At 63.5% G+C, this 26,534-nt stretch carries 20 protein-coding genes and 1 tRNA gene; 16 read left to right on the top strand and 5 right to left on the bottom strand.

The features are described from left to right. Nucleotides 1–59 precede the first annotated feature (59 nt). The gene (locus AC1RRE_RS16320; protein ID WP_492982361.1) at nt 60–1,811 is read right to left on the bottom strand and encodes an adenylate/guanylate cyclase domain-containing protein; all 1,752 of its coding nucleotides are present in this window, start codon (nt 1,809–1,811) and stop codon (nt 60–62) included. Nucleotides 1,812–1,949: 138 nt separating this feature from the next. Here AC1RRE_RS16320 and AC1RRE_RS16315 point away from each other — a divergent pair, with 138 nt between their 5' ends. The 7 genes from AC1RRE_RS16315 (at nt 1,950) to AC1RRE_RS16285 (ending at nt 12,058) form a co-directional block, all read left to right on the top strand. Beyond that, on the top strand, nt 1,950–2,882 hold the full coding sequence (locus tag AC1RRE_RS16315; RefSeq protein WP_492982359.1) for a mechanosensitive ion channel family protein: 933 nt from the start codon (nt 1,950–1,952) through the stop codon (nt 2,880–2,882). Between the two features lie 35 nt (nt 2,883–2,917). Continuing rightward, nucleotides 2,918–3,934, top strand: a complete 1,017-nt coding sequence (locus tag AC1RRE_RS16310) for a patatin-like phospholipase family protein (protein WP_492982357.1) — start codon at nt 2,918–2,920, stop codon at nt 3,932–3,934. A 104-nt stretch (nt 3,935–4,038) separates the two neighbouring features. Next, nucleotides 4,039–4,114, top strand: a tRNA-Phe gene (locus AC1RRE_RS16305). A 77-nt stretch (nt 4,115–4,191) separates the two neighbouring features. Further along, nucleotides 4,192–6,582 (top strand): mechanosensitive ion channel domain-containing protein, encoded by a 2,391-nt coding sequence (locus tag AC1RRE_RS16300; protein WP_492982356.1) that lies wholly within the window; start codon nt 4,192–4,194, stop codon nt 6,580–6,582. Between the two features lie 118 nt (nt 6,583–6,700). Beyond that, nucleotides 6,701–8,077: an esterase-like activity of phytase family protein gene (locus AC1RRE_RS16295; RefSeq protein WP_492982354.1), complete on the top strand. Its 1,377-nt coding sequence runs from the start codon at nt 6,701–6,703 to the stop codon at nt 8,075–8,077. Between the two features lie 180 nt (nt 8,078–8,257). Then, nucleotides 8,258–9,478: an aminotransferase class I/II-fold pyridoxal phosphate-dependent enzyme gene (locus tag AC1RRE_RS16290; protein WP_492982352.1), complete on the top strand. Its 1,221-nt coding sequence runs from the start codon at nt 8,258–8,260 to the stop codon at nt 9,476–9,478. 69 nt (nt 9,479–9,547) lie between these two features. Then, on the top strand, nt 9,548–12,058 hold the full coding sequence (locus AC1RRE_RS16285) for a DNA translocase FtsK (RefSeq protein WP_492982350.1): 2,511 nt from the start codon (nt 9,548–9,550) through the stop codon (nt 12,056–12,058). Nucleotides 12,059–12,109: 51 nt separating this feature from the next. Here the strand turns inward: AC1RRE_RS16285 and AC1RRE_RS16280 are convergent, their stop codons facing one another. Continuing rightward, entirely contained in the window at nt 12,110–12,691 is a 582-nt protein-coding gene (locus tag AC1RRE_RS16280) for a TetR/AcrR family transcriptional regulator (RefSeq protein ID WP_492982349.1), read from the bottom strand. Nucleotides 12,692–12,783: 92 nt separating this feature from the next. On the opposite strand from AC1RRE_RS16280, the gene AC1RRE_RS16275 reads away from it, so the two are divergent. The 4 genes from AC1RRE_RS16275 to fghA all read left to right on the top strand — a co-directional run bounded on the left by AC1RRE_RS16275 (nt 12,784) and on the right by fghA (nt 17,223). Continuing rightward, entirely contained in the window at nt 12,784–13,983 is a 1,200-nt protein-coding gene (locus AC1RRE_RS16275; RefSeq protein WP_492982347.1) for an acetyl-CoA C-acyltransferase, read from the top strand. Further along, entirely contained in the window at nt 13,980–15,185 is a 1,206-nt protein-coding gene (locus AC1RRE_RS16270) for a multidrug effflux MFS transporter (RefSeq protein WP_492982345.1), read from the top strand. The genes AC1RRE_RS16275 and AC1RRE_RS16270 overlap by 4 nt, the downstream gene beginning before the upstream one ends. A gap of 83 nt (nt 15,186–15,268) precedes the next feature. Next, complete coding sequence (locus AC1RRE_RS16265; protein ID WP_492982343.1) at nt 15,269–16,381, top strand: S-(hydroxymethyl)glutathione dehydrogenase/class III alcohol dehydrogenase; 1,113 nt, start codon at nt 15,269–15,271, stop codon at nt 16,379–16,381. Further along, nucleotides 16,381–17,223 carry an S-formylglutathione hydrolase gene (gene fghA, locus AC1RRE_RS16260; protein ID WP_492982341.1) on the top strand — a complete coding sequence of 281 codons (843 nt, stop codon included), beginning with the start codon at nt 16,381–16,383 and terminating at the stop codon, nt 17,221–17,223. Before AC1RRE_RS16265 ends, fghA begins: the two co-directional genes overlap by 1 nt. Nucleotides 17,224–17,236: 13 nt before the next feature. Here fghA and AC1RRE_RS16255 read toward each other — a convergent pair whose 3' ends face one another. The 3 genes from AC1RRE_RS16255 to AC1RRE_RS16245 all read right to left on the bottom strand — a co-directional run bounded on the left by AC1RRE_RS16255 (nt 17,237) and on the right by AC1RRE_RS16245 (nt 19,279). Further along, on the bottom strand, nt 17,237–17,875 hold the full coding sequence (locus tag AC1RRE_RS16255; protein WP_492982338.1) for an aspartate/glutamate racemase family protein: 639 nt from the start codon (nt 17,873–17,875) through the stop codon (nt 17,237–17,239). A gap of 33 nt (nt 17,876–17,908) precedes the next feature. After that, the gene (locus tag AC1RRE_RS16250; protein ID WP_492982336.1) at nt 17,909–18,649 is read right to left on the bottom strand and encodes an alpha/beta hydrolase; all 741 of its coding nucleotides are present in this window, start codon (nt 18,647–18,649) and stop codon (nt 17,909–17,911) included. Between the two features lie 306 nt (nt 18,650–18,955). Beyond that, nucleotides 18,956–19,279 carry a heavy metal-binding domain-containing protein gene (locus AC1RRE_RS16245; RefSeq protein WP_492982334.1) on the bottom strand — a complete coding sequence of 108 codons (324 nt, stop codon included), beginning with the start codon at nt 19,277–19,279 and terminating at the stop codon, nt 18,956–18,958. A gap of 88 nt (nt 19,280–19,367) precedes the next feature. On the opposite strand from AC1RRE_RS16245, the gene AC1RRE_RS16240 reads away from it, so the two are divergent. The 5 genes from AC1RRE_RS16240 (at nt 19,368) to odhB (ending at nt 26,528) form a co-directional block, all read left to right on the top strand. Further along, nucleotides 19,368–20,036: a LolA family protein gene (locus AC1RRE_RS16240; RefSeq protein ID WP_492982332.1), complete on the top strand. Its 669-nt coding sequence runs from the start codon at nt 19,368–19,370 to the stop codon at nt 20,034–20,036. A gap of 271 nt (nt 20,037–20,307) precedes the next feature. Then, nucleotides 20,308–21,477, top strand: a complete 1,170-nt coding sequence (gene sucC, locus AC1RRE_RS16235) for an ADP-forming succinate--CoA ligase subunit beta (RefSeq protein WP_492982330.1) — start codon at nt 20,308–20,310, stop codon at nt 21,475–21,477. Between the two features lies 1 nt (nt 21,478). After that, entirely contained in the window at nt 21,479–22,357 is an 879-nt protein-coding gene (gene sucD, locus AC1RRE_RS16230) for a succinate--CoA ligase subunit alpha (RefSeq protein ID WP_492982328.1), read from the top strand. A 49-nt stretch (nt 22,358–22,406) separates the two neighbouring features. Beyond that, nucleotides 22,407–25,289: a 2-oxoglutarate dehydrogenase E1 component gene (locus AC1RRE_RS16225; protein WP_492982326.1), complete on the top strand. Its 2,883-nt coding sequence runs from the start codon at nt 22,407–22,409 to the stop codon at nt 25,287–25,289. A 24-nt stretch (nt 25,290–25,313) separates the two neighbouring features. Then, nucleotides 25,314–26,528 (top strand): 2-oxoglutarate dehydrogenase complex dihydrolipoyllysine-residue succinyltransferase, encoded by a 1,215-nt coding sequence (gene odhB / locus AC1RRE_RS16220; protein ID WP_492982324.1) that lies wholly within the window; start codon nt 25,314–25,316, stop codon nt 26,526–26,528. The last annotated feature ends 6 nt before the right edge of the window (nt 26,529–26,534 follow it).

Raw genomic sequence — 26,534 nt, 5'->3', positions numbered from 1 at the left:
ACTGATATGATGGGTGTGGAGGGGTTGTCCAGCCTGATGCGAGCGGGCGGCGGGTCGGCCTATTTCTGGGTCATGGTCCAGATACCATCCCAGGCTTCCGGCGTGTCCTTTTCCAGGATCGTGATGCGCGTCAGGAAGGCCTGGGCTAGTGGATCGCCGCTGGCCTGCTCCAGATGTCGGCGCGCTACCGTCCAGTCGCCGCGACGATAGGCGGCGAGCCCCTCGGCAAAGACCGCATCGCGATCGCGCTGCGTGGATTCAGCGGGGCCATAGAGTTCGTAGACGCGCTCCGGCTCGGTCTTGCCCACCACGCGCATCATGTCGATCTCGCGCAAGGCGAACTGATCGCCCAGCATGTTGTAGGTCTGCGTGTTGATCATGATGCGGGTGCCGTAGCTCTTGTTGGCGGCTTCCAGGCGCGAGGCCAGGTTGACGCTGTCGCCCAGCACGGAATAGCTCTGCGAGAATTCCGAACCGATCGAACCGACCAGCATCTCGCCGGTGGCAATGCCGATGCGGATGTTAATCTTGGGCAGGTTGCCGCGCATGCCGATCAGGTCAGGCAGCTCGGCGTTGAAGCTTTCCAGTTGCTTCACCATGTCCAGTGCGGCTTCGCAGGCCATGATGGCTTGACGGTCGCCGGGCACGAAGGGAGGCCCCCAGTAAGCCATGATGGCGTCGCCGATATACTTGTCGATCACGCCGTTATGCTCGCGCACTGGCTGCGACATCAGGGTCAGATAGCGGTTCACCACTGCCAGCAGCGCGGCTGGCGACAGGCGCTCGCTCAAGGCCGTGAAGCCCTGCATGTCGCAGAACAGCACGGTCATTACGCGCCGCTCGCCCTCGCTGTGGGCCAGGTCGGGGCGGTCCAGCAGGCCCTCGACGATGCGAGGATCCATATAGCGGCCGAAGGTGTCGCGGATGCGCTCCTTCTTGCGCAGCTCTTCCACCATCACATTGAAGCTGGCGGTTAGCTGGCCGATCTCGTCGCGCGACGACACCGGCAAGTCGACATCCAGCGAACCGCCCTCGATCCGCTTGGCGCCCAGCAGCAGCGCCTTCACCGGACGGACCAGGCTGCGGGTGATGAAGCCGGCGGCGACCAGGCCGAGCGCGCAGGCCAGGATGGTCACGATCATGTTGGCCAGCATGAGGTTTTCCTGGAACTGTCGCACGCTCGAAGCAGCGCCTTCGAGGATGAGCCGCATGTCGTTGCGGTATCGCTCCAGCCGGTCGTTCACCTCGGTGCTGCGCTCTTCTATGGCGTCCAGCGGGGCATAGACCTTCTGCCAGTCCTGGGCGGCCAGGCCATCCAGCACCGGAGCCAGCACACGTTCTTCCTTGCTGTAGATGTCCAGCATCATTTCGATCTGGGCATCCACGCGGGCGATGGCCTGATCGTTGTGGAAATAGGAGTTCTTATCCAGCAGGGCGCGCAGGTGCTCCCGTGTTGCCGCCAGCTCGGTCCTGACGCCTTCGATCGATTTGAAGACATCGGCGCGATAGGCCTCGTTGTGCTCATTGGTCGTCATGTCGCCCGAACGGACATGCACAATCAGGCGTCGCAGGGCGAGATCTTCTTCCACCGAACGGATATGGGCGCGCGCCAGCGTTGCATAGGCCGGCATATAATGCCGTTCGATCAGGGTCAGTTCGTCGCTGACGATCCGCGCCATCTGGCTCGCGATGACGGCAACCAGCACCATGATGGCAAGCAGGCTGGCAGCCACCGCAAAAATCTTCGCGCCGACCGAGCGAAGCAGGGTGACCTTGAAGGGAAGGGAAGCGAGCGTGGAGAAGAATGTCATGACGGGTCCGACAGGATCGCGAACCCGCAGCATGACATAGTGAAGACGGGGCGTGAAGGGGACGTGATGGCCGGATGTCTACCAATAGAGCCATGAAAGCGCTGGCCCCTGATGCGGCAAACCGGTAACGTCCGGCCCATGTCGCGCGAAACTCGGCGCTTCCTCTGGGCGCTCCTCATCTCAATCGGACTGATCTACGCGGTGCTCGAGCCGCGTCATGTTCCGTTTATGTGGACATGGCTGATCTCGCCTTACCTGCCGGTGTGGCTCGACAAGCCACTGGCCGTGCTGGCCTGGTTCAGCCTGGCTTGGGCGGTGGCGCTCGGGTTCGAGCTCTTCGTCTGGCGCAGGATGTATGGCCAGAGCCTGTCGGGTGTGCCGCGCCAACGCAAACTGCTGACCGACCTGTTCAACGTGATGCTGTATGTCCTCGCGGCCGGCTTTGTCGCTGTCGAGGTCTTCGACCAGGCGCCGACCGGCCTGTTCGCCACTTCGGGCGTGGTTGCCATCATCATCGGCTTCGCCCTGCAGCAACTGCTGACCGACATCTTCGCCGGCGTCGCTCTCAATCTGGAGCGTCCGTTCAAGGCTGGCGACTGGATCACCATGGACGGCACGCAGGGCGTCGTGCTGATGACCAACTGGCGTGCGACCCACCTACGCACCCGTACGATGGACCTTGTCGTGGTGCCGAATGCGGTGATCGGCCGCGCCAAGCTGGTCAACCATACCCGGCCGCAGGTGCGGCATCTGGATTCCGTGGAAGTGCCGCTGCAATACGGTTTCGACGAGGTCGAACTGCAGCGGGTTCTGCGCGAGGCAGCGCTCGGGGTCGATGGCGTGCTGTCCGATCCGGCGCCAATCATCCTGCTGCACGAGATGCGGCCGGTCGTCATGATCTGGCGCATCTATTTCTTTACCGACAATTTCGGCGCGCTGGTGATCATGAAGGCGGCGATCCTGCAAGCCGCCTATGCCGCGCTGCGTAGCGGTGATCTGGCGGTCTATTTGCCGCGCAACGAAACGATCCTGCATCTGGATGCGCCGGGGGCGGCCATTCAGGGCGGCTGACACTTGTCATTCTTGGGGTTTGGGGGACTGGGACGATGAAAAAGAAAAGTCTGAAGTTGGCCCTGCAGGGTGGTGGTGCGCATGGCGCATTCACCTGGGGTGTGCTGGATCGTCTGCTCGAGGATGACCGCATCGAGATCGAGGCGTTGGTCGGCACGTCGGCGGGTGCCATGAACGCCGCCGTGGCGGCCTATGGACTGGGCGCTGGTGGTCCGGCCAAAGCCAAGGAACTGCTTGAGCTGTTCTGGCGCAAGTCGTCGGAAGCCGGCAAGAAGGGCCCGCTGCAGCCCAGCCCGATCGACAAGATGTTCAGCATCGGCAATATGGATTTCTCGCCGATGTACCACTTCTTCAATTCGCTGTCGCAGATGATGTCGCCGTATCAGCTCAATCCGGCGAACATCAATCCGCTGCGTGACATCATCGCCGAGGTGGTGGATTTCGATGCGCTGCGCGCCAACAAGACCGCTGCCAAGCTGTTCATCTGCGCCACCAACGTGAAGAACGGCCGTATCCGCGTGTTCAACCGCGATGAAGTGACGCCGGATGCCGTGATGGCTTCGGCCTGCCTGCCGTTCCTGTTCCAGGCAGTGGAAGTGGAGGGCAACTTCTACTGGGATGGCGGCTATTGCGGCAATCCGCCGATCTTCCCGCTGATCTACGAAAAGGGCACGAACGATATCCTGATCGTGCAGATCAACCCGGTGAATATCCCTGAGGTGCCGAATACGGCGGCGGCGATCCTGGATCGCATCAATACGCTGAGCTGGAATTCCAGCCTGATGCGCGAGATGCGCGCCATCCAGTTCGTGACCAACCTGCTGGATACCAATGAGCTGAACCGCGACAAATATCCGCGCGTGTTCATGCACAGCATCGATGCCGAGGACCTGTTGGCCAAGTTCAGCGTCTCGAGCAAGCTCAATCCGGACTGGGATTTCCTGTGCTACCTGCGCGGCATTGGCCGCGAAAAGGCCGAGGCCTTCCTGGCCACCCATTTCGACGATATCGGCAAGACGTCGACCACCGATATCGTGGCCAAATTCATGTAAATCCGGCCCTGTCCGGCCCCCTTTGTCCGGGGCTGGACAGGGGTGGGGATTTTGTCTATAACCGCGCGCCGTTACGGACTTTTAGGCCGTAACGGCGCGTGTGTGCCCAGGTAGCTCAGCTGGTAGAGCAGAGGACTGAAAATCCTCGTGTCGGCGGTTCAACTCCGTCCCTGGGCACCATTTTCCCCTCCAAAAGTTATAACTTCGTCATCGCCATGCCCCATGGCGACGCCACATTTGCGACCTCGATTGATCCCATGACCCTGAACTGCTCTGCCGTGCCGCGCCGCATTCTTCCATTCCTGATCATGCTTGGCCTGTTGCTGGCGGCCCTGCCGGCGCTGGCGCAGCAACCGGCTGCCCAGCCATCCGCAGTGCCGGCCACGGGTCTGAGTCCTGCGGAACTGAACACGCTGGCCGACCAGCTCGAAAACGAAACCGAGCGCCGGAAGCTGATCGACACGTTGCGCGCGCTGGGTGCCGCGCAGAAATCCGCACCCGCACCGACACAGCCAGCTGAACCGAAACCGGCTCCGCCACCCGCCCCGGCCGCAGCAGCGCCCGCCAAGCCGGCCGCCGCACCCGAGCCCGAAGATCCGGGCGCCGTCATCGTCGATTCCGTGGTCGACCAGATGCGTCGTGCCGGCAGCAGCTTTGCGGCGTTGGGGGCATTGTTCTCGGATATCCCGGCGCTGAAGACCTGGCTGACCCTGCAGGTGGAGAATCCGAAGCGCCGTGCGCTGTGGACCGATGTGCTGCTGAAGCTGGGCGCCGTGCTGGTGGCCGCGCTCACCATGCAGGCACTGGCCTATATGGCGATCCGCCGGCCGCTGGCGACGCTGGAATTGCACCGGCCCGGCCCGGTCTGGCTCGGGCTGACCTTCGTGCTGCTGCGTGCGCTGGTGGCGCTGGTGCCGACCGCCGTTTTTGCCGCCACGGCCTATGGTACGCTGATCCTGCTGGCGCCCAATAACCTGACGCGCGATATCGCGCAGATCATCGTGCTGGCCTTCGTCGCCTGGCGCGCCATCGAGATTGCCGGCCAGATGCTGCTGGCGCCCGATACGGCCATGACGCGGCTGCTGCGGCTGGATGGCGAGAGCGGCGCCTATTTCCAGGTCTGGCTGCGCCGCCTGAGTGCGGTCGGTCTGTTCGGCTATGCCGCCGTGCACATCGCCCGCCGCGTGCGCATCCCCGAAGACGGCGTTGATGCCATTGCCACGCTGGTCGGCTTCATCTTCGCGCTGCTGCTGTCGATCCTGGTGCTGCAGAACCGCGTGGCGGTGGCACAGCGCATCCGGGGTGTGGAGTCGGGCGAGCATGAGAGTGCGCGCAGCAATGCCCTGCGCTTGCTGCGTGCGCGTGCCGCCGATATCTGGCATGTGCTGGCACTGCTCTATATTGGCGCGACCTTTGCCGTCTGGGCCTTCGATGTCAGCGGCGGCTTCCAGATCATCCTGCGTGGCACGCTGTTCACCGTGGCGATCCTGATCGTGGTGCGGGCGCTGCTGTTCGGTGCCGAGCATGGCTTTGGCCGGCTGTTCGCCGTGCGTGAGGATGTACGGCACCGCTTCCCGGGCCTGGAAGCACGCGCCAACCGCTATCTGCCGGTCTTTCTGGGTGGCCTCCGGCTACTGCTCTACATCGTGGCTGTCTTTGCCATCCTGCAGGCCTGGGGCATCGATACGCTCGACTGGGTGAATAGCGCCACCGGTCGCAACATCGTGGCGCGCATCACTACCATCGTGCTGGTTGTCGTGATCACCCTGATGCTGTGGGAAGCCACGGCTGCCGGCATCGAATATTACCTGACGCGGCCCGGCCCCGACGGCCAGCCTGGCATGCGCTCGAGCCGGGTGCGTACGCTGCTGCCGCTGCTGCGGCGTTTCGTCTCCATTGTGCTGGGTCTGATCGCCTGCCTGATCGTGCTGTCGGAGTTGGGCATCAATATCGCCCCGCTGCTGGCCGGTGCCGGCGTGATCGGTCTCGCCATCGGCTTTGGCGCGCAGACCCTGGTGAAGGATGTCATCACCGGGATTTTCATTCTGGCCGAAGAGACGATCTCGGTCGGCGACGTGGTTGACCTGGGCGGCAATTCCGGTGTGGTGGAGGATATCTCGATCCGCACCATCCGTCTGCGTGACATGGACGGCACCGTGCATGTGATCCCGTTCAGCGAGGTCAGCAAGGTCAAGAACATGACGCGCGGCTTCGCCCATGCGGTGATCGACGCCAATGTCGCCTATCAGGAAGATGTCGATACCGTCATCGCCGCTCTGCAGGAGTTGGCCGAAGGTATGCGGGCCGAACCGGAATGGCAGGCCAAGATCATGGAGCCGCTGGAAATCATCGGCGTCGAGCAGATTGCCGCCGCCGGCGTGATCATTCGGGTGCGCTTCAAGACCCTGGCTGGTGCGCAATGGAGTGTGAAGCGCGAATTCTTCCGCCGCATGAAGGTGCGTTTCGACGAGCGCGGCATCGTCATTCCTTTCGCCCAGACCGTGTTCATCGAGCGCGATCGCGAGGACGATGAAGGCGACGACAAGCCCAAGGCGAAGAAGCGCCTGCCACCGACCCAGGATCCGCCGGAAGGCAGTACCGAAGCAGATGCGCCGCCGGATGCGCCGCCCTCGAAAGCCAGTTCGTAGAAATCCTGCCGATCCGCGAGTCGTCGAGACATCGTCACGCCGCTGTCACGCACCCTGCATCGCAGTGTCATGCAGCCCAATTACGGACTCCCTCTGACATTTGAAACAGGGGTCTGATATGAAACCGACTACACTCGCTTTGCTGTCCGCCGCCTTGCTGGCAACGACGGGCGCCATGGCCCAGGACAAGCCGTTCCGCGCCACCCTCACCGGTCATGTCTTCCTGCCGGCCCAGAGCTTTGTCGATGCTCCGGCCGATGCGCCGGCCTCGCTGAAGACCTCGGGGAAATTCACCGGTGCCCAGCGCAATGACAAACTGAACAGCGTGGAGGGCATCTCGGCGTTGTCGGACAAGAATGCGCCGCGCAAGATCGGCATCAGCCTGCCCTTCAAGGGTCAGCCGGTGCAGGGTTTCTCTGGTATCCGCTCGCTGGGCAACGGCGAATTCCTGGTTGTCACCGACAACGGCTTTGGCAACCGCGCCAATTCTCCCGACGCCATGCTGATGTTCCATCGCCTGAAGCTGGATTTCGCCGGCGGCACGGCCCAGCGCTTCGAGACGCTGTTCCTGCATGACCCGGATAAGAAGGTGCCATTCCTGATCGTCAACGAGGGCACGACCAAGCGCTATCTCACCGGCGCGGATTTCGATCTGGAATCGATGCAGATCGCCGGCGACATGCTGTGGTTTGGTGATGAATTCGGTCCTTACCTGATCGCTACCGACCGCAAGGGCAAGGTGAAGCAGGTCGTCGAGACCAAGGTGAATGGCAAGCTGGTGCGTTCGCCGGATCATTACATGGTGCGCACGCCCGGTGCGCCGGCGGCGGTGACCTTCGAGTCGCGTCGCAGCAAGGGCTTCGAGGGCATGGCTGCCAGCAAGGACGGCAAGTTCCTTTATCCGCTGCTGGAGGGCGCGCTGTGGGATGCGGCAACGAATGCCACCGAAAAGGGCGCTGATGGCAAGGAATACCTGCGCATCCTGGAATTCGACCTGGCCAAGAATGACTGGAGCGGCCGTAGCTGGAAATATCGCCTCGAAGTCAACGGCAACAGTATTGGCGACTTCAACATGATCGACGTCAGCACCGGCATGATCATCGAGCGCGATGATACCGAAGGTGGCGCGGCGCAGGCCTGCAAGGGCGAGATGAAGCCGGATTGCTTCAATGTCCCGGCCAAGTTCAAGCGCGTCTACAAGATCGACTTCAGCCAGACCGACTCTGACGGTTATGTGAAGAAGGTCGGCCATATCGACCTGATGGACATGGCCGATCCGAACAGGAAGGCGAAGCAGGGTGGCGAGACGGGCGAGGGCGGTCCGCGCCTGACCTTCCCCTTCTTCACCATCGAGAATGTCGATGTGGTTGATGGAAGCCACATCATCGTCGGCAACGACAATAACCTGCCGTATTCGTCGGGTCGTCAGCTCGGCAAGAGCGACGACAACGAATTCGTGCTGCTGGAGGTGAAGGACTTCCTGGCGGCGAAGTAACCGCTATCCGTCAGGACGGGCCCGGCCGGGTGTTATCCGGCCGGGCTTTTTCTTGTCTAGCCGGGCGTTTATCCCGGCTTGCCCGGGGAGTCGCCGTTCCGTAGATTGCAGCATCCTGTTTTACCGGCCCGATTCGCCGACTTATGGTCGCCTGTCCGGCCCTGCTTTTTGAATGCTGCCATGCTCAATCCCGGCCTCGATCTCCTTACCGATTATCCCTTCACGCGCCTGCGCGCGCTGCTCGATGCCGAGCCGCTGCCGCCGGGTATCACGCCGATCAACCTCTCCATCGGTGAGCCACAGCATGCGATGCCGGCTTTCGTGAACGAGGCGCTGACCCGCGACCTGTCCTCGTTGAGCCGTTATCCCACCGCCAACGGGTCGCCCGAGCTGCGCAACGCCTGCGCCGGCTGGCTGCAGCGTCGTTACAATCTGCCCGATGGTCTGCTCGATGCGGAAAAGCAGATCGTGGCGCTGAACGGCACCCGCGAGGGCCTGTTCATGGTGGCGCAGGTGGTGATCCCACAAAAGAAAGGCCCGAAAGGTGAGAAGCCGATTGTGCTGATGCCCAATCCCTTCTACCAGGCCTATGTCGGCGCAGCGGCCGCCTGCGGGGCCGAGCCGTATTTCGTGCCGGCCCTGCCCGAAAACGGCTTCATGCCCGATTTCGCCAGCCTGCCGCGCGACATCCTGCAGCGCACGGCGCTGCTTTATCTTTGCACACCGGCCAATCCGCAGGGCACGGTGGCGAGCCTGGATTACATGGCGCGCCTGATCGAACTGGCGCGCGAGCATGACTTCGTCATCGCCTTCGATGAATGCTATGCCGAGATCTATGTCGATACACCGCCGCCGGGCGGCCTGGAAGCGGCGATGAAGCTGACCGGCAACAAAGCCACGAAAGATGCGCTGAAGAACGTCATGGTCTTCCATTCGCTGTCCAAGCGCTCCAGTGCGCCGGGCCTGCGCTCGGGCTTCTGCGCCGGCGATCCCGAGATCACCCAGGCCTTCATCAAGTTGCGCAATTATGGCTGCGCCGGCCTGATGATGCCGGTGGTCGAGGCTTCCACGGCGTTGTGGAATGACGAGGCCCATGTCGAGGCCAACCGGGCGCTCTATCGCCAGAAATTCGACATGGCGCAGAACGTCCTGGGCAACCGCTTCGGCTTCTACCGTCCGCCGGGCGGCTTCTATCTTTGGCTCGAGGTGGGCGATCCGGAGGCAGTGGCGCTGAAATTGTGGCGCGAGGCCGGCATCCGCACCCTGCCGGGCAATTATCTGACCCGGCCGGAAAATGATGGTGAAAAGGCCGGAAAACCCTATCTTCGCATCGCTTTGGTGGCCGATCTGGAGACGACGCGGGTGGCGCTTCAACGAATCAGTAACGTTCTGGGGGCTTAACTACACAGGCTAGGGTGAATCGGCTCGGCCTGGCTCCGTTTGTGTTGCCGATTATAGTGAATCGTGAGGATGGACATGGCCGCCCGGTCCAAGAAGAAGCGTTCGTTCTTCCCCGAAGGTTTTGACGAGTTTCTGCGCCTGCGCGCCCGCGAAGGGGGCGGCATCCTGATCCTCGGCATCGGCTTCCTGCTGGCGCTGGCGCTGGCCACCTTTGATCCGGCCGATCCCAATTTCAATCATGCGACCCCGCTGGCGCCGAAGAACTGGCTTGGCCTGCCGGGCGCCTATATGTCCGATGTGCTGCTGCAGACGCTCGGCCTCTCGGCCTGGTTGTTCGTGCTGCTGCTGGCCAGCTGGGGCTTCCGCATCGTGTCGCATCGCGGCCTGCCGCGCTGGTGGCTGAATGTGGCGCTGGTGCCGCTCACCCTGGTTCTCTTCGCCTGCTTCGCAGCCGCCCTGCCGGTGCCGGCAGTCTGGGCCATGCGCGCCGGTCTTGGCGGCGTGGTTGGCGATTACATCCTCTATCACCAGCTGGTGCCGGTCTGCGTCGCCATCGGCCTGCCGATGTCGGCTGTGGTCCCGGCCGTGCTCTGCTTCGGCTTCGCGTCGCTGTGCTTCTATTTTGCTTCCGGTCTTTCGACCCACGAGTGGCGCAGCATGGGCGCCGGGCTTGGTTTCGGCGCAGCCGCCACCACCGGGCTGGCCGCGCAGGGCATCTATCATGGCGGCAAGGCCGCGATGCGCGGCGGCCAGGCAGCGCATGGCTTCTTTGGCCGTCTGAAGGAATTCTTCGCCCGCGACAAGGATGAAGACGACAAGCCGGTGCTGCGTAAATCCGAGCCGAGCTTCGGCAAGGCCAAGAAGGTCGCCGCGGCTGCGGAAGACGATTATGTTGATCCTGATGATCTCGATGAGGATATCGAGGACGAGGATGACGAAGACAATCTGCCGCGCCTGCCGACGGCCAAGCGTGCCGATGAGGGTCGTGTCACCCGTCGTGTCGAGAAGCCCAAGACCGGCGCCCGCGCCGCTCGCGAGGCCCAGACCACGATGAAGCTGGGCGAAGCCGGCGATTTCGAGCTGCCCGAGCTGTCACTGCTCAAGCCCGCTCCGGCCGACAATGGTCGCGAGAAGATCAACGAAGACGCGCTGGAACAGAATGCGCGCATGCTGGAATCCGTGCTGAGCGAATTCGGCGTGCAGGGCGAGATCACCAAGGTACGTCCGGGTCCGGTCGTTACCCTGTATGAACTCGAGCCCGCGCCGGGCACCAAGTCCAGCCGCGTCATCGGCCTGTCGGACGATATCGCGCGCTCGATGAGTGCGCTGTCGGCTCGCGTCGCTGTCATTCCGGGTCGCAACGCCATTGGCATCGAATTGCCGAATGCCAAGCGCGAGACGGTTTATCTGCGCGAACTGCTGGGCTCGGCCGAATTCGAGGCGCCGTCGACCAAGCTGGGTCTGGCGCTGGGCAAGGATATCGGCGGTTCGGCGATCATTGCCGACCTGACCAAGATGCCGCATCTGCTTGTCGCCGGCACCACCGGTTCGGGCAAGTCGGTGGCCATCAATACGATGATCCTGTCGCTGCTGTACAAGCTGACGCCGGATCAGTGCCGCTTCATCATGGTCGATCCCAAGATGCTGGAACTCTCCGTCTATGACGGCATCCCACATCTGCTCGCGCCGGTGGTGACCGAGCCGGGCAAGGCTGTGGTCGCGCTGAAGTGGACCGTGCGCGAGATGGAAGACCGCTACCGCAAGATGTCGGAACTCGGCGTGCGCAACATCGCCAGCTACAACGAGCGTCTGGCCCAGGCCCGCGCCAAGGACGAGAAGCTCGGCCGCACCGTGCAGACCGGCTTCGACGAAGCCGGCAAGCCGATGTACGAGGAGCGCCCGGTCGATCTGAATCCGCTGCCCTTCATCGTCGTTATCGTTGACGAACTGGCCGACCTGATGCTGGTCGCCGGCAAGGATATCGAAGCCGCGATCCAGCGCCTGGCGCAGATGGCACGCGCCGCCGGCATCCATCTGATCATGGCGACCCAGCGCCCGTCGGTCGACGTCATCACCGGCACGATCAAGGCCAATTTCCCGACCCGTATCTCCTTCCAGGTGACGTCCAAGATCGACAGTCGCACCATCCTGGGCGAGCAGGGCGCCGAGCAACTGCTGGGCATGGGCGACATGTTGTTTATGCCGGGTGCCGGTCGCATCAGCCGCGTGCATGGTCCCTTCGTTTCGGACGAAGAGGTCGAGCGCGTGGTCAAGATGCTGAAGGATCAGGCCGAGCCGGTCTATGTCGAAGCCGTCACCGCCGATCTCGATGGCGGCAAATACGGCGCGCCGGGTTCCGGCGGCGAGGGTGGCGAGGAAGACACGCTCTACGACCAGGCCGTGGCCCTGGTCTGCCGCGAGCGCAAGGCCAGCACCTCCTTCATCCAGCGTCATCTGCAGATCGGCTACAACCGCGCCGCCCGCATCATGGAACGCATGGAAAAGGAAGGTGTGGTCGGAACCGCCAACCATGTCGGCAAACGCGAAGTGCTTGCCCGCAATATAGAGGCGGCCGAGTAGCGGTTTCCGTTTCAGGATCACGAAAAAGCCCGGCAGTTACGCCGGGCTTTTTTATTGCGCAGCCGCTAGCGCTGCCCTCTTGGCATTCTTCAATGCGCGCAGCGACTGCACCGGGTCGTGCCGCAGCGCACGCGCCAGCAGCAGGCCGCCGACCATCACCGACAGCACGGCCTGGGCGCGATCTTCTGTCTGCTGTTTGGTCGGTGCCTTGATTACGCTGGTGAACAGCGCCAGCAGTTTCGCGATGCCGTCTTCATAGGCGGCCTGAACGCTGCCGCCGGCGCGCTGCACTTCCATGCCGATGGCGGCCATCACGCAGCCACGATCCGGCCGGTCGCGATGGGCCTCGGTCAGATAGGTATCCAGCACGGCCTCCAGTGCCTTGCCCGGTGGTGCCTTCGCCGCAATTGCAATCAGGCGCGCCCGCATCGAGGCAAGCGAGTCCTCCACAGCGGCGGCGGCCAGATCATCCTTGGATCCGAAATGCCGGTAAAAGCCGCCATGGGTCAGGCCAGCCTCGGCCATCACCTCGGCCACGCCGGTCTCGGCCAGACCCCGGCCCCGGATCATATGGCCGGCGGTTCTGACAATATGACGGCGGGTTTCCGCCTTTTCCTCGACTGAGCGACGCATGGAAACCTTTCCGCACTGCAAAAAAGCGCTTGACGTATAGATGATAGCAATCATCTAAATAGGATGGCAAGAGAAAATACGGAGAGCCGCCCATGTCGACCAATCTGTCTGCCCATGATCCCATTGTCATTGCATCTGCTGTCCGCACCCCGCTCGGTCGCTTCGGTGGCGCACTGGCCTCAGTGGCCGGCAACGAACTCGGCGCGATCGCCATCAAGGCGGCGCTGGAGCGCGCTGGCGTAAAGGGTGAGCAGATCGATGAAGTGCTGATGGGCTGCGTGCTGCCGGCCGGGCAGGGCCAGGCACCGGCGCGGCAGGCGGCGCGCAAGGCCGGCCTGCCCGACCATGTCGGCGCGGTGACCATCAACAAGGTCTGCGGCTCGGGGATGCGGGCGGCCATGATGGCGCATGACATGTTGCGTGCCGGTTCGGTGGATATCGTGGTGGCGGGCGGCATGGAGAGCATGTCAGGCGCGCCATATCTGCTGCCGCAGATGCGCTTCGGCCATAATGCCGGCCATACCAGGGTGCTGGACCATATGGCACTCGACGGCCTGGAAGATGCCTATGAGCGCGACCGCGCCATGGGCACCTTCGGCGAGGACTGCGCCGAAAAATACGGCTTCACCCGCGCCGAACAGGATGCCTATGCCATCGAGACGTTGACCCGCGCCCGCAAAGCGGTGGAGAACGGCTGGTTCGATGCCGAGATTGTCAGCGTCACTCCCACGGTCAAGGGTGCCGAAACCGTCAGTCGCGACGAGAATCCATTGAAAGTGAGCCCGGAGAAAATCCCGACGCTCAAGGCGGCCTTCAAAGCCAACGGCACCATCACGCCGGCCAGCTCCAGCGCCAATGCCGATGGCGCGGCGGCAATGGTGCTGACCCGGGCATCGGTCGCAAAAGAGCGCGGCCTGCCGGTGGTGGCAACCATCATCGGTCATGCCGTGCATGCGCAGGACCCGGCCTGGTTCACCACGGCGCCGATCCCGGCGATCCGCAAGTTGCTGGGTAAGATCGACTGGAGCGTCGACGATGTCGACCTGTTCGAGATCAACGAGGCCTTTGCGGCCGTACCGATGGCGGCAATGCGTGACCTCAATATCGGCCATGACCGGTTGAATGTGTTGGGCGGCGCCTGCGCGCTCGGGCATCCCATTGGCGCGACCGGTGCCCGCATCATCGTCACGCTGCTCAATGCGCTGGAGCGGTCGGGCGGCCGGCGCGGTGTTGCCTCGCTTTGCATCGGTGGCGGCGAAGCTACCGCCATCGCCGTGGAGCGCGCGGCATGAGCAAGGCGCCCCTGAACGCGAAAATGGCCTATGCGCCGCTGATCGTGCTGCTGACGGCGCTGGCCGCCATCGGCATGCTCTCGACCAATATCTATCTGCCGGCGCTGCCGGTGATCGGTCAGGCGCTCCAGGCCGATACCGATACGGTGCGTCTCACGCTCACGGTCTATCTGGCTGTCTTCGCGGTCTGCCAGCTGATTGCCGGGCCGCTCAGTGACCGCTATGGCCGGCGGCCGGTGGTGGTGATCGGTCTGGTGCTGTTCTTTGCGGCGACCCTGCTCTGCGCTGCGGCGCAGACGGTCGAGGTGCTGATTCTCGGTCGCGCTTTACAGGCTGTCGGCGCCTGTGCGGCATCGGTGATCGGCCGTGCCATGGCGCGCGATCTCTTCGAGGGCGCTTCCCTGAGCAAGGCGCTGGGCCTAATCATGACCGGCGTCGCCGTGGCGCCGGGCTTCAGCCCGCTGCTGGGCGGCCTGCTGCAGGAGGCTCTTGGCTGGCGTGCGCCGTTCTATGCGGTTGCCGTGTTCGGCATCGTCATCCTTGCCATCGTGGTGTATCGCCTGGGCGAGACCCGTGCTGTGGCGTTGCCATGTCCGGGTATCGGCGACGCCTTCGGGGCCTATGGCAGTTTGCTGTCCAGCAGCCTGTTCTTGCTGCCAGCGCTCGCCACCACTGGCGCGTTGGGGGCGCTGTTCGCCTTCTTCGCCGGTGCACCGGGGCTGTTCATTGCCGAATATGGCTTAAGTCCGACCAGCTTCGGCCTGACGACGAGCTTCACGGTCTTTGCCGTGTTCGCCGGCGGCTACAGCGCGCCGAAACTGATGCGGCGCTTCGGGCCGGGCAAGGCCATGCGGTTCGGCTTCCTGATACTCAGCCTGGGAAGCGCGATGCTGCTGATCCAGGTGAGTGCGCTGCTGGGCTTGCTGCCGGCCATCGTGGCGACCCTGGTATTCCTCTATGGCATCGGCATCGTTAATCCGCTCACCGTTGCCGCCGCGCTGCAGCCATTCCCGCAGCGCGCCGGTGCCGCCGCCGCCCTGATCGGCGCCATGCAGATGGCCGGTGCGACGGTGGGGGCAGCACTGGTCAACCTGCTGCCGCTGTCCGGCCATCAGCCGATGCCGGGCGCCATGCTGGTCATGGCGCTGCTCGGTCTGGTTACAGTGCTGCGCCAGCCGCAACCGGTAGCGCAGCCGGCCTGAACGGAACTGTGACGGCAAAAGGGTTTCGCGCCTGCGCCATGCTGCTTATGCTCCTCCGGCCTTAACGCCGGAGGAGACCCGTCATGGATGTGTGCGCCGCTGTCGCTTTTGAAGCCAAGAAGCCGCTGAGCATCGAGACGGTCAAGCTGGAAGGACCGAAGGCCGGCGAGGTCCTCATCGAGATCAAGGCCACCGGCGTCTGCCATACCGATGCCTATACGCTTTCGGGTCTGGACTCCGAGGGTAAATTTCCCTGCATCCTCGGCCATGAAGGCGCCGGCGTGGTGGTCGATATCGGCCCTGGCGTCACGAGCGTGAAGAAAGGCGACCATGTCATTCCGCTCTATACGCCGGAATGCCGCCAGTGCGATTACTGCCTCAGCCGCAAGACCAATCTCTGTCAGTCGATCCGCATCACGCAGGGCCAGGGCCTGATGCCCGATGGCACCAGCCGCTTCAAATGCCGCGGCGAGACCGTATGGCATTACATGGGTACGTCCACTTTCGCCAACTACACTGTGCTGCCTGAGATTGCGGTGGCCAAGATCCGCCCCGACGCGCCCTTCGAGAAGGTCTGCTACATCGGCTGCGGCGTCACCACGGGTATCGGTGCCGTGGTCTACACGGCAAAGGTCCAGGCCGGTGCCAATGTGGTGGTCTTCGGTCTGGGCGGCATCGGCCTCAATGTGATCCAGGGCGCACGCATGGTGGGCGCCGACCGCATCATCGGCGTCGACATCAATCCCTCGCGCAAGGCGATGGCCGAGAAATTCGGCATGACGCATTTCGTCAATCCGAAGGATATGAAGGATGACGAGCTGGTGCCGCATCTGGTTGAGCTGACCAAGGGCGGCGCCGATTACAGCTTTGAATGCATCGGCAACACCAAGACCATGCGGCAGGCGCTGGAATGCTGCCACAAGGGCTGGGGCGAGTCCGTCATCATCGGTGTGGCGCCGTCGGGCGCGGAGATTTCCACCCGGCCGTTCCAGCTGGTCACCGGCCGCGTATGGAAGGGCTCAGCCTTCGGTGGTGCGCGCGGGCGGTCGGATGTGCCGCAGATCGTCGACTGGTACATGGACGGCAAGATCAATATCGACGACCTGATCACCCATGTGATGCCGCTGGAGAAGATCAACGATGCCTTCGACCTGATGCATGAAGGCAAGTCGATCCGTTCGGTGGTTACCTTCTGATGGAGCGCGTCAAGAACTGGACGTGCTTCGGCGGCCAGCAACAGGTCTGGCGGCACACGTCTTCGGTGCTCGGCTGCATGATGGAGGTGGCGGTCTATCTGCCGCCCCAGGCGGCGGACAAGAACACACGCCTGCCGGTGCTGTATTACCTGTCCGGCCTGACCTGCACCTGGGAGAACATGGTCGCCAAGGCTGGCGCGCAACGGTATGCCGCCGAGCATGGCCTGATCCTGGTCGCGCCCGATACCAGTCCGCGCGGCGTGAACATCTCGGGTGAGGATGAGTCATACGATTTCGGCTCCGGCGCCGGCTTCTATGTCGATGCCACGCAGGCACCGTGGTCGCGCCATTACCGCATGTACTCTTACGTGACCGAGGAACTCCCCCTGCTGATGGCCGAGTATTTCCCGGTCGAGGCGACGCGCAGCGGCATCTTCGGGCATTCGATGGGTGGCCATGGCGCGCTGGTCTGTGCCTTCCGCAATCCGCAGCGCTACAAGTCGGTGTCGGCTTTCTCACCGATTGTCGCGCCGGCACAGGTGCCCTGGGGCGAAAAGGCCTTTACCGGTTATCTCGGCTCGAACCGGTCGCTCTGGCAGGACTGGGATGCCAGCATGCTGGCGGCGACCACTGATTGGCACAAGCCGGTGCTGATCGATCAGGGCACGGCCGACGAATTTCTGGAGACGCAGCTCAAGCCGCAGCTGCTGGCCAATGCCTGCGCCGCGGTTGGCATTCCGCTGACCCTGCGCCTGCAGGCGGGCTACGACCACAGCTACTATTTCATCTCGAGTTTCATCGGCGATCACATCGCCCATCACGCGATGCAGCTGAAGCGCTAGACAGGCTTTCCTGTTACGAGGCTGCCGCCAGAGCCGCTTCGATGGCTTCCAGTCCCGCGGATGGGCTGGTCAACGGTGTGCCATTGCGGCAAAGCGCTGCCGCGCCAGCCATCGAGGCCTGCGCCAGCGCGACCACCTTGATGCCTTCGCCAAAGGCCTGATCCGCAGCAGCCGCGATCATGGCGAGATACTGCTCTGTGTGGCCAGCCAGGAAGGCGTCCCAGGTGCCGGGCACCAGTCGCATGTCGACAATGGTCTGTGTCTGTTGTGCGGCTTTTTCGAACAGCATGCCCGTCGGGCGAAGCGTGGTCTCCACCGCGCAGAGCACGGCAATCTTGCCACCGCCGCTGACGGCCTGCCGTGCAAGGGCGGCATCGACACGCAAAACCGGTGTGGATGTCCTGCCGGCGATATCCTCGGCGACCGGACCCAGGGTCGAGCAGGTCAGCAGCACGGCATCGGCCAGTCCGGCGAGTTCGAGCAGGGCCTCGCCGGTCCGTCCGGCGATCGCTGCATTCAGGCCGCCGGCCTGCATGGCATCGGCCAGCAGGTCGGCCCGCACGGTATGCGCGAGGGCCAGGCCCCGTTGCGCGGCGGCCTTTTCAAAAACCGCAATGTTGCTGTCCGCAGTATGTAGGCACGCGATGCGCATGATTTTTCTCCCATGCGCAGTCTAGTGCCTTGCTCAGGCAGCGTCGATGCGCTGGCTGATGGGCGGAGCAATGTTGCCGATGAACTGCAGCAGCATGCGGTGCACCGCCGGATCGCTCATCAGCCGGCGATGACCCAGTCCGTCCAGGATGTGGAACTGGGCGCCAGTCCAGGCGGCGGCATTCTCCTCGCTATGGTGCAGCGGCACGAGGCGGTCGTCGCGGCTGTGCAGGATCAGGCCGGGCAGGGCCAGGCTGCGCAGCTTCGGCGGCAGATAAAGCGAGTCCATGCTGCGGCCGACCAACCGCTCGATGGCGCTGAAAACCTGGCCAACCTGCGGTTTGCTCAGGCCCAGCATTTTCATCATCGCGGCGGCGAACAGGCGCGGATGGTTTGGCGGTGCCAATAGGGCGAGGCGTCCGGTGCGCAATCCCAATTCGGCGGCGGCAATCACGGTCGCCGTGCCGCCCAGCGAATGGGCGATGGTCGCCTGGATAGGAGTGGCATCGATGGCCTCCGCCTCGCGGCCCAGGGCGGCGATGCCGGCGGCCAGGATCGGGATGGTGGTGAGATGTCGGGCCTGTGCCGTGCGGGGCGACCGCCCGTGCCCGGGCAGATCCAGCGTCAGGACGCGAAAACCACGGCCGACCAGGTTGTCGATCAGTGGTGCCCAGCTCAGGTGATCGTCTTCCCATCCATGTACCAGCAGTACGACCGGATCGCCGGCGCGTCCAAAGCTCCAGGCGGCGACCGGACCATAGGGACCCTCCGCCACGAAGGGCGTCGCATGGCTTTGCGGAGCAGGTCGGTCAGCGGCGGGTCGTGTCCAGGGCCGCAGGAACAGCGTGGCTGCCCGGTTGGCCGCCCAGGCCGGGGCGAGTGCGAAACCAAGCTGAAGGGCGGTCCTGGTGGCGAAAAAACCCACTAATGCACGAACATTCGTTCTTTTATGAGGCGAAGACTGCTTCTTGGCTTCCATGGGACGGGCTCATTCTGTCTGGAGGGGGGCTTATCTGTCAGATTATAGTACGGTCGTTCTTTTTACAAGAAGAATCCGGGTGCCGATTTCGGCTTGTGACGGTCAGCCCAGTTTCACCGCAGTTCCACTGGCGGCCACCATCAACATCTGGCGGTCGGAACCGCCGATCTGCTGGTAGTCGAGATCCATGCCGACGATGGCGTCGGCGCCCAGCGTCTTGGCCTCTTCAGCCAGGCTCTCAAGGGCCAGCGCCTTGGCCTTGCGCAGTTCCTTTTCATAGGAGCCCGAGCGGCCGCCCAGGATATCGGTGATGCCGGCGAAGAAGTCGCGGAAGACATTCGTGCCCATCACGGCCTCGCCGGCAACAATGCCGAGATAGGCTGTGATCTTGCGGCCGTCGACGCTGTCGGTGGTGGTCATGATCATCGCGATCTCCCCGGGTTATGCGGTCACGTCTCCAGCAGCCTAGCCGCGCCGCCTTGATTTCGCCATCTGCGAAGGCTACGCCTCTGTCATGACTGATCGTCGTCGCTTCCTGCTCGCCATGGCCATCGCTGCAACCGCAGCGAAAATGCCGTTTGCCACTGCCTATGCCGCCGCGCCGACCGGTTCGGCCAAACTGACAGATACTGACAGGGCCGATCTCCGGCGCATTGCGGACTATTTCAACACCGTGCGCACCATGCAGGGCCGTTTCCTGCAGGTCGCGCCCGATGGCAGCGCGGCCGAGGGCAAGATTTACATGAGCCGCCCGGGCCGTTTCCGCTTCGAATTCGATCCGCCGGTGCCGATGCTGATCGTGTCCGATGGCGCCTATATCATCATGGAAGACCGTGAGCTGAAGTCGGTGGAGCGCATTCCGCTGGGTGCCACCCCGCTGGACCTGCTGCTGCGCGAGAAGGTCTCCTTCGAAGACAGCAGCGTGGGCATTGCCAAAGTCGAGCGCGGCGCGGCGATCCTGCGGGTCACGCTGTTTTCGCCCGAGCGGCCCAAGGAAGGCTCGCTCACCATCGTATTCGGGGACAAGCCGCTGGAATTCGCCGGCTGGACCGTTACGGATGCCCAGGGCAAGGTCACGGCGATCACGCTGAACAAGATCGATTTCAACCCCCAGATCAACACCCGCCTCTTCACCTATGGCGACCGGCCGGCGGTGGAGCGCGACCTGATGCGCCGGCGCTGAGCGCCGTATACGTCGCAGCCTGGTTTGTCCGCCTGCCATCGCGGCTTGGGCCGGCACCATCCGGTAACTAGCATGGCCCGGGTATGCCATCAGGTTATGGGCCAGGGTCACGGCGTCATAACTTGCTGCAATCCCGTGAACTTTCGTCGAAAACCCTGCGAATTGACCGGCGCGGCGGTTGCGGCATTTCGATAGGTTGCTATAACCTCGTTCCCTGAAGGGCACTCACTGAGACCCGGTCAATCCGGGTTTGAAAAACCCGTAGGGCAGCATGAACATTCATGAATATCAGGCGAAAAGCCTGCTCGCGAAATACGGCGTCGCCGTCCCGCGTGGCGGAGTTGCGTTCTCCGCCGACGAAGCCATCACCGTAGCCAAGCAGCTTGGCGGCCCGGTCTGGGTGGTGAAAGCCCAGATCCATGCCGGCGGTCGCGGCAAGGGCGGTGGCGTCAAGGTGGTGAAGTCGATCGACGATGTCGCCGCCCAGTCCAAGGCCATTCTCGGCATGACGCTGGTCACGCACCAGACCGGCCCCGAGGGCAAGCTGGTCAAACGCCTCTATATCGAGGAAGGCTGCGACATCAAGCGCGAGCTGTATCTCAGCTTCCTGGTTGACCGCGCCACCTCGCGCATCACCGTGATGGCCTCCACCGAGGGCGGCATGGAGATCGAGGAAGTCGCCGCGGCGCATCCGGAAAAGATACTCAAGGTCGCCATCGACCCCGCCAGCGGCATGCAGCCGCATCATGCGCGCCAGATCGCCTTCGGCCTCGGCCTGGAAGGCAAGCAGGTGCAGTCGGCGGTCAAGTTCATGACCGCGATGTACGAAGCCTTTGTGGCGCTCGACGCCTCCATCGTTGAAATCAACCCGCTGGTCGTCACCGGCGCCGGCGAGATGATCGCGCTGGATGCCAAGATGAACTTCGACGACAACGCGCTGTACCGCCACAAGGATGTGGAAGACATGCGCGATCCGGACGAGGAAGATGCGTCCGAACTCGAAGCCGCCAAGTGGTCGCTGAATTACGTCAAGCTCGACGGCGAGATCGGCTGCATGGTCAACGGCGCCGGCCTGGCCATGGCCACCATGGATATCATCAAGCTGTATGGCTCCGAGCCGGCCAACTTCCTCGACGTCGGCGGCGGTGCCACCAAAGAGCGCGTCACCGCGGCCTTCAAGATCATTCTTGGCGACAAGAGCGTGAAGGGCATCCTGGTCAACATCTTCGGCGGCATCATGCGCTGCGACGTCATCGCCGAGGGCGTGGTGGCTGCGGCCCGTGAGGTGAAGCTGGCCGTGCCGCTGGTGGTGCGTCTGGAAGGCACCAACGTCGATCTGGGCAAGAAGATCATGGCCGAGAGCGGCCTGCCGATCATCTCTGCCGACAATCTCGCCGACGCCGCCGAAAAGGTGGTCAAGGCCGTGAAGGGAGCCAAGTAACATGGCTGTTCTCGTCAACAAGGACACCAAGGTCATCTGCCAGGGCATCACCGGCAGCCAGGGTACCTTCCACAGCGAACAGGCGATCGCCTACGGCACCAAGATGGTCGGCGGCGTCACTCCGGGTAAGGGTGGCACGCAGCATATCGGCCTGCCGGTGTTCAACACTGTGGCCGACGCCGTCGAAAAGACCGGCGCCAATGCCTCGGTGATCTATGTCCCGCCGCCGTTCGCGGCTGACTCGATCCTGGAAGCCATCGCGGCTGAAATCCCGCTGGTCGTCTGCATCACCGAGGGTATCCCGGTGCTGGACATGGTGAAGGTCAAGCGCGCGCTGACCGGCTCCGTCACCCGCCTGATCGGTCCGAACTGCCCGGGCGTCATCACGCCGGGCGAGTGCAAGATCGGCATCATGCCGGGCCATATCCATCGTCGCGGCAAGGTCGGCATCGTGTCGCGGTCCGGCACGCTGACCTATGAAGCCGTCGCGCAGACGACCGCCGCGGGCTTGGGTCAGACCACCTGCATCGGCATCGGCGGCGACCCCGTCAACGGCACCAACTTCATCGACGCGCTCGACCTGTTCCTTGGCGACAAGGAAACCGAGTGCATCATCATGATCGGTGAAATCGGCGGCAGCGCCGAGGAAGAAGCTGCCGAATTCCTGATGAAGTCCAAGGTGAAGAAGCCCACTGTCGGTTTCATCGCCGGTCGTACCGCGCCTCCGGGTCGCCGCATGGGTCATGCCGGCGCCATCATCTCGGGCGGCAAGGGCGATGCGAACACCAAGCTGGAGGCCATGCGATCGGCCGGCATCCGAGTTTCGGAAAGCCCGGCAGCGCTCGGCACCACCCTGGTTGAACTGTTGAACGGAAAGTAACAGGAAACATAGAGGGCGGCGCCGGCCAACAAGCGGCGCCACGACATCGATGACGGCGCAGCTTGAACGCACGCAATTCCTCTACGGTGGCAACAGCACCTTCGTCGAGGAGCTGTATGCCAAGTACGTAGCCAACCCTGACAGCGTCGATGCTTCCTGGAAGCAGTTCTTCGAGGCATTGGGCGACGACTTCAGCCAGCCGAAGCAGGCGCTGAGTCGTCCGTCCTGGGCGCCGGCCACCGTGCTGGTGCCGATGGAAGACGAGGGTCTGCTGGGTCCGCAGGGCAAGGCCGCCAAGTCGGCCGACCGTGCGGTCAAGGGCGGCGCCTCGCCGGCCGATGCCCGCAATGCGGCGCTGGACACCATTCGCGCCGCGATGCTGATCCGCAACTACCGCATCCGTGGCCATCTGATGGCCAACCTGGACCCGCTGGGCATCCAGGCCTCAGGCGCGCATCCGGAACTGGAACCGCAGTCCTACGGCTTCACCGAAGCCGACATGGATCGTCCGATCTTCATTGACAACATGCTGGGCCTTGAGACCTCGACGCTGCGCGAGATTCTCGGGATTCTGCGGCGCACCTACTGCGCCAGCATTGGCGTCGAGTTCATGCACATCTACCATCCGGAGCAGAAGGCCTGGATCCAGGAGCGCATCGAAGGCCGCGACAAGGAAGTGCAGTTCACGCCCGAGGGCAAGAAGGCGATCCTGAACAAGCTGGTGGAGGGCGAGATTTTCGAGCGCTTCTGCCACATGAAGTTCACCGGCACCAAGCGTTTCGGCCTGGAAGGCGGCGAAGCCCTGATCCCGGCGATGGAAGCCATCATCAAGCGCGGCGGCCAGCTCGGGCTGCGCGACATCGAGCTGGGCATGCCGCATCGCGGCCGCCTCAACCTGCTCGCCAACGTGATGGCCAAGCCCTATCGCGCCATCTTCACCGAATTCAAGGGCATGGCCTATCACCCGGATGATTTCCAGGGGTCGGGCGATGTGAAGTATCACCTTGGCGTTTCGTCGGATCGCGAGTTCGACGGCAACAAGGTGCATCTCTCGATGGCGGCCAATCCGTCGCATCTGGAAATCGTCAATCCGGTCTGCCTGGGCAAGTCGCGCGCCAAGCAGACGCAGATGGGTGACACCGAGCGCGGCCAGGTCATGACCGTGCTGCTGCACGGCGATGCGGCCTTTGCCGGCCAGGGCGTGGTGGCGGAATGCTTCGCGCTCAGCGAGCTGCGCGGCTATCGCACCGGCGGCACGATGCACATCATCGTGAACAACCAGATCGGCTTCACGACCAATCCGTCCTATTCGCGCTCCTCGCCCTATCCGTCGGATGGTGCGAAGGTGGTGCAGGCCCCGATCTTCCACGTCAACGGCGACGATCCGGAAGCGGTGACCCATGTGGCCAAGATCGCCACCGAGTTCCGCCAGAAGTTCAAGAAGGATGTGGTTATCGACCTGTTCTGCTATCGCCGCCACGGCCATAACGAGACGGACGATCCTTCCTTCACCCAGCCGATCATGTACCGCACGATCGCGACGCATCCGACCACGCGTCAGATCTATGCCAAGCGCCTGATCGACGAAGGCACGATGACCGAAGCCGAGGCCGAGGCGATGGTGACCGAGTTCCAGAACAAGCTGGAAGGCGAACTGGAAGCCTCGAAGTCGTTCAAGCCCAATAAGGCCGACTGGCTCGAAGGTAAGTGGGCCGGTCTGGAGCAGGCGTCGGGCGACGAGCGTCGCGGCACGACGGCTGTCGAGATCGAGACCCTGAAGAAGGTCGGTCTGGCGATCACCGCGGTGCCGGACGGCTTCAACATCCACAAGACGCTGGCCCGCAACACGGCCAACCGTCGCGCCGCCATCGAGGCGGGCGAGGGCATCGACTGGGCGACCGGTGAAGCGCTGGCCTTCGGCTCGTTGCAGACGGAAGGCTACGGTGTGCGTCTGTCGGGCCAGGATTGCGGCCGCGGCACCTTCAGCCAGCGCCACAGCGTCTGGCACGACCAGCAGACCGAAGAGCGTTATGTACCGCTCAACCACATCGCCGACGGTCAGGCCAATTACGAGGTGATCGACAGCCTTCTCTCCGAAGTGGCTGTCCTCGGGTATGAATACGGCTACAGCTTGGCCGAGCCGAACACGCTCGTCATGTGGGAAGGCCAGTTCGGCGATTTCGCCAACGGCGCCCAGGTGGTGTTCGACCAGTTCATCTCCTCGGGCGAAGCCAAGTGGATGCGCATGTCGGGCCTCGCCGTGCTGCTGCCCCATGGCTATGAAGGCCAGGGCCCCGAGCATAGTTCCGCCCGCCTGGAGCGTTATCTCCAGCTCTGCGCTGAAGACAACATGCAGGTGGCGAACTGCACCACGCCGGCCAACTACTTCCATATCCTGCGCCGGCAGGTGCATCGCAAGTTCCGCAAGCCGCTGATCCTGATGACGCCGAAGTCGCTACTGCGTCACAAGCTGGCGGTGTCCAAGCTGATCGAGATGGGTCCGGGCTCGTCCTTCCATCGCGTGCTGTGGGATGATGCCCAGCCCGCCGATGACGCGAAGGTCAAGCGCGTGATCCTGTGCACCGGCAAGGTCTATTACGACCTGTTCGAAGAGCGCCAGAAGCGCGAGATGAAGGATACCGTCATCCTGCGTCTCGAGCAGCTCTATCCCTTCCCGCACAAGGCGCTGATCAAGGAGCTTGGCCGCTACAAGAATGCCAAGAGCGTGGTCTGGTGTCAGGAAGAGCCGAAGAACATGGGCGCCTGGGCTTTTGTCGAGCCCTATATCGAGACGGTGCTGACCGAACTGGGCCTGAAGCCTAAGCGCGCCGTCTATACCGGTCGCGTCGAGGCGGCGTCGCCCGCCACCGGCCTGATGAGCAAGCATAACCAGCAGCAGGCCAAGCTCGTCGACGACGCGCTCACGGCATAAGTTTTAGAACAAGGACGTAAGAACATGGCAGTTGAAATCCGCGTTCCGCAGCTGGCGGAATCGATCTCCGAAGCCACCGTCGGCAAGTGGTCGGCCAAGGCCGGCGATGCCGTCGCGCGCGACCAGCTTCTGGTCGAGCTCGAGACCGACAAGGTCACCGTCGAGGTCAATGCGCCGGAAGCCGGCACGCTGGGCGAGGTTCTCGCCGCCGAAGGCGCTACCGTGCAGGTCGGCGATCTGCTGGCGACGCTGACGGCTGGCGCGGGTGCCGCCGCGAAGCCGGCTGCCAAGCCCGCTGCTGCGCCGGCCGTTGCTCCGGCGCCTGCCGCCAAGTCCGCTGCTGCTGCTCCCGCTGCCGGTCAGGCTCTGCCGGCCGCCGCCAAGCTGGCCGCCGAGAAGAACGTCAATGTCTCGGGCGTTGCCGGCTCGGGCAAGGATGGCCGCGTCACCAAGGGCGACGTGATGGATCTCCTCGCGTCCGGTGGCGGCGCTGCGCCTGCCGCGCGTCCGTCGGTGCCGGCCGGTCCGCGCGCCAATGGCGACCGCGAGGAACGCCAGCGCATGTCCAAGTTGCGCCAGGTGATCGCCCGCCGCCTGAAGGAAGCCCAGAACACTGCCGCGCTGCTCACCACCTTCAACGAGGTGGACATGTCGGCGCTGATGGCTGCCCGTAAGCAGTATGTCGACCAGTTCGAGAAGAAGCACGGCGTGCGCCTGGGCTTCATGTCGTTCTTCGTCAAGGCCTGCGTGCAGGCGCTGAAGGAATTCCCGGCCGTCAACGCCGAGATCGAGGGCGACGAGATCGTCTTCAAGAACTACTTCAACATCGGCTGCGCCGTCTCCACCCCGACCGGTCTGGTCGTGCCGGTGATCCGCGACGCCGATCACCTGTCCTTCGCTGGTATCGAGAAGACCATCGCCGATATGGGCAAGCGCGCCCGTGACGGCAAGCTGGGCATCGACGAGCTGCAGGGCGGTAGCTTCAGCATCACCAATGGCGGCGTGTTCGGCTCGCTGATGTCGACCCCGATCATCAATCCGCCGCAGTCGGCCATTCTGGGCATGCACAAGATCCAGGAGCGTCCGATGGCCGTGAACGGCCAGGTGGTGATCCGTCCGATGATGTATGTGGCACTGACCTATGATCACCGCATCGTTGACGGTCGCGAGGCGGTCAGCTTCCTCGTGCGCGTCAAGGAATGCCTCGAGGATCCGCAGCGCCTGCTCTTCGAAATGTAAGGAACA

The sequence above is a fragment of the Ferrovibrio sp. GW821-FHT12D07 genome, from assembly GCF_058807275.1.
This window is presented reverse-complemented; position numbering and strand designations above follow the sequence as displayed.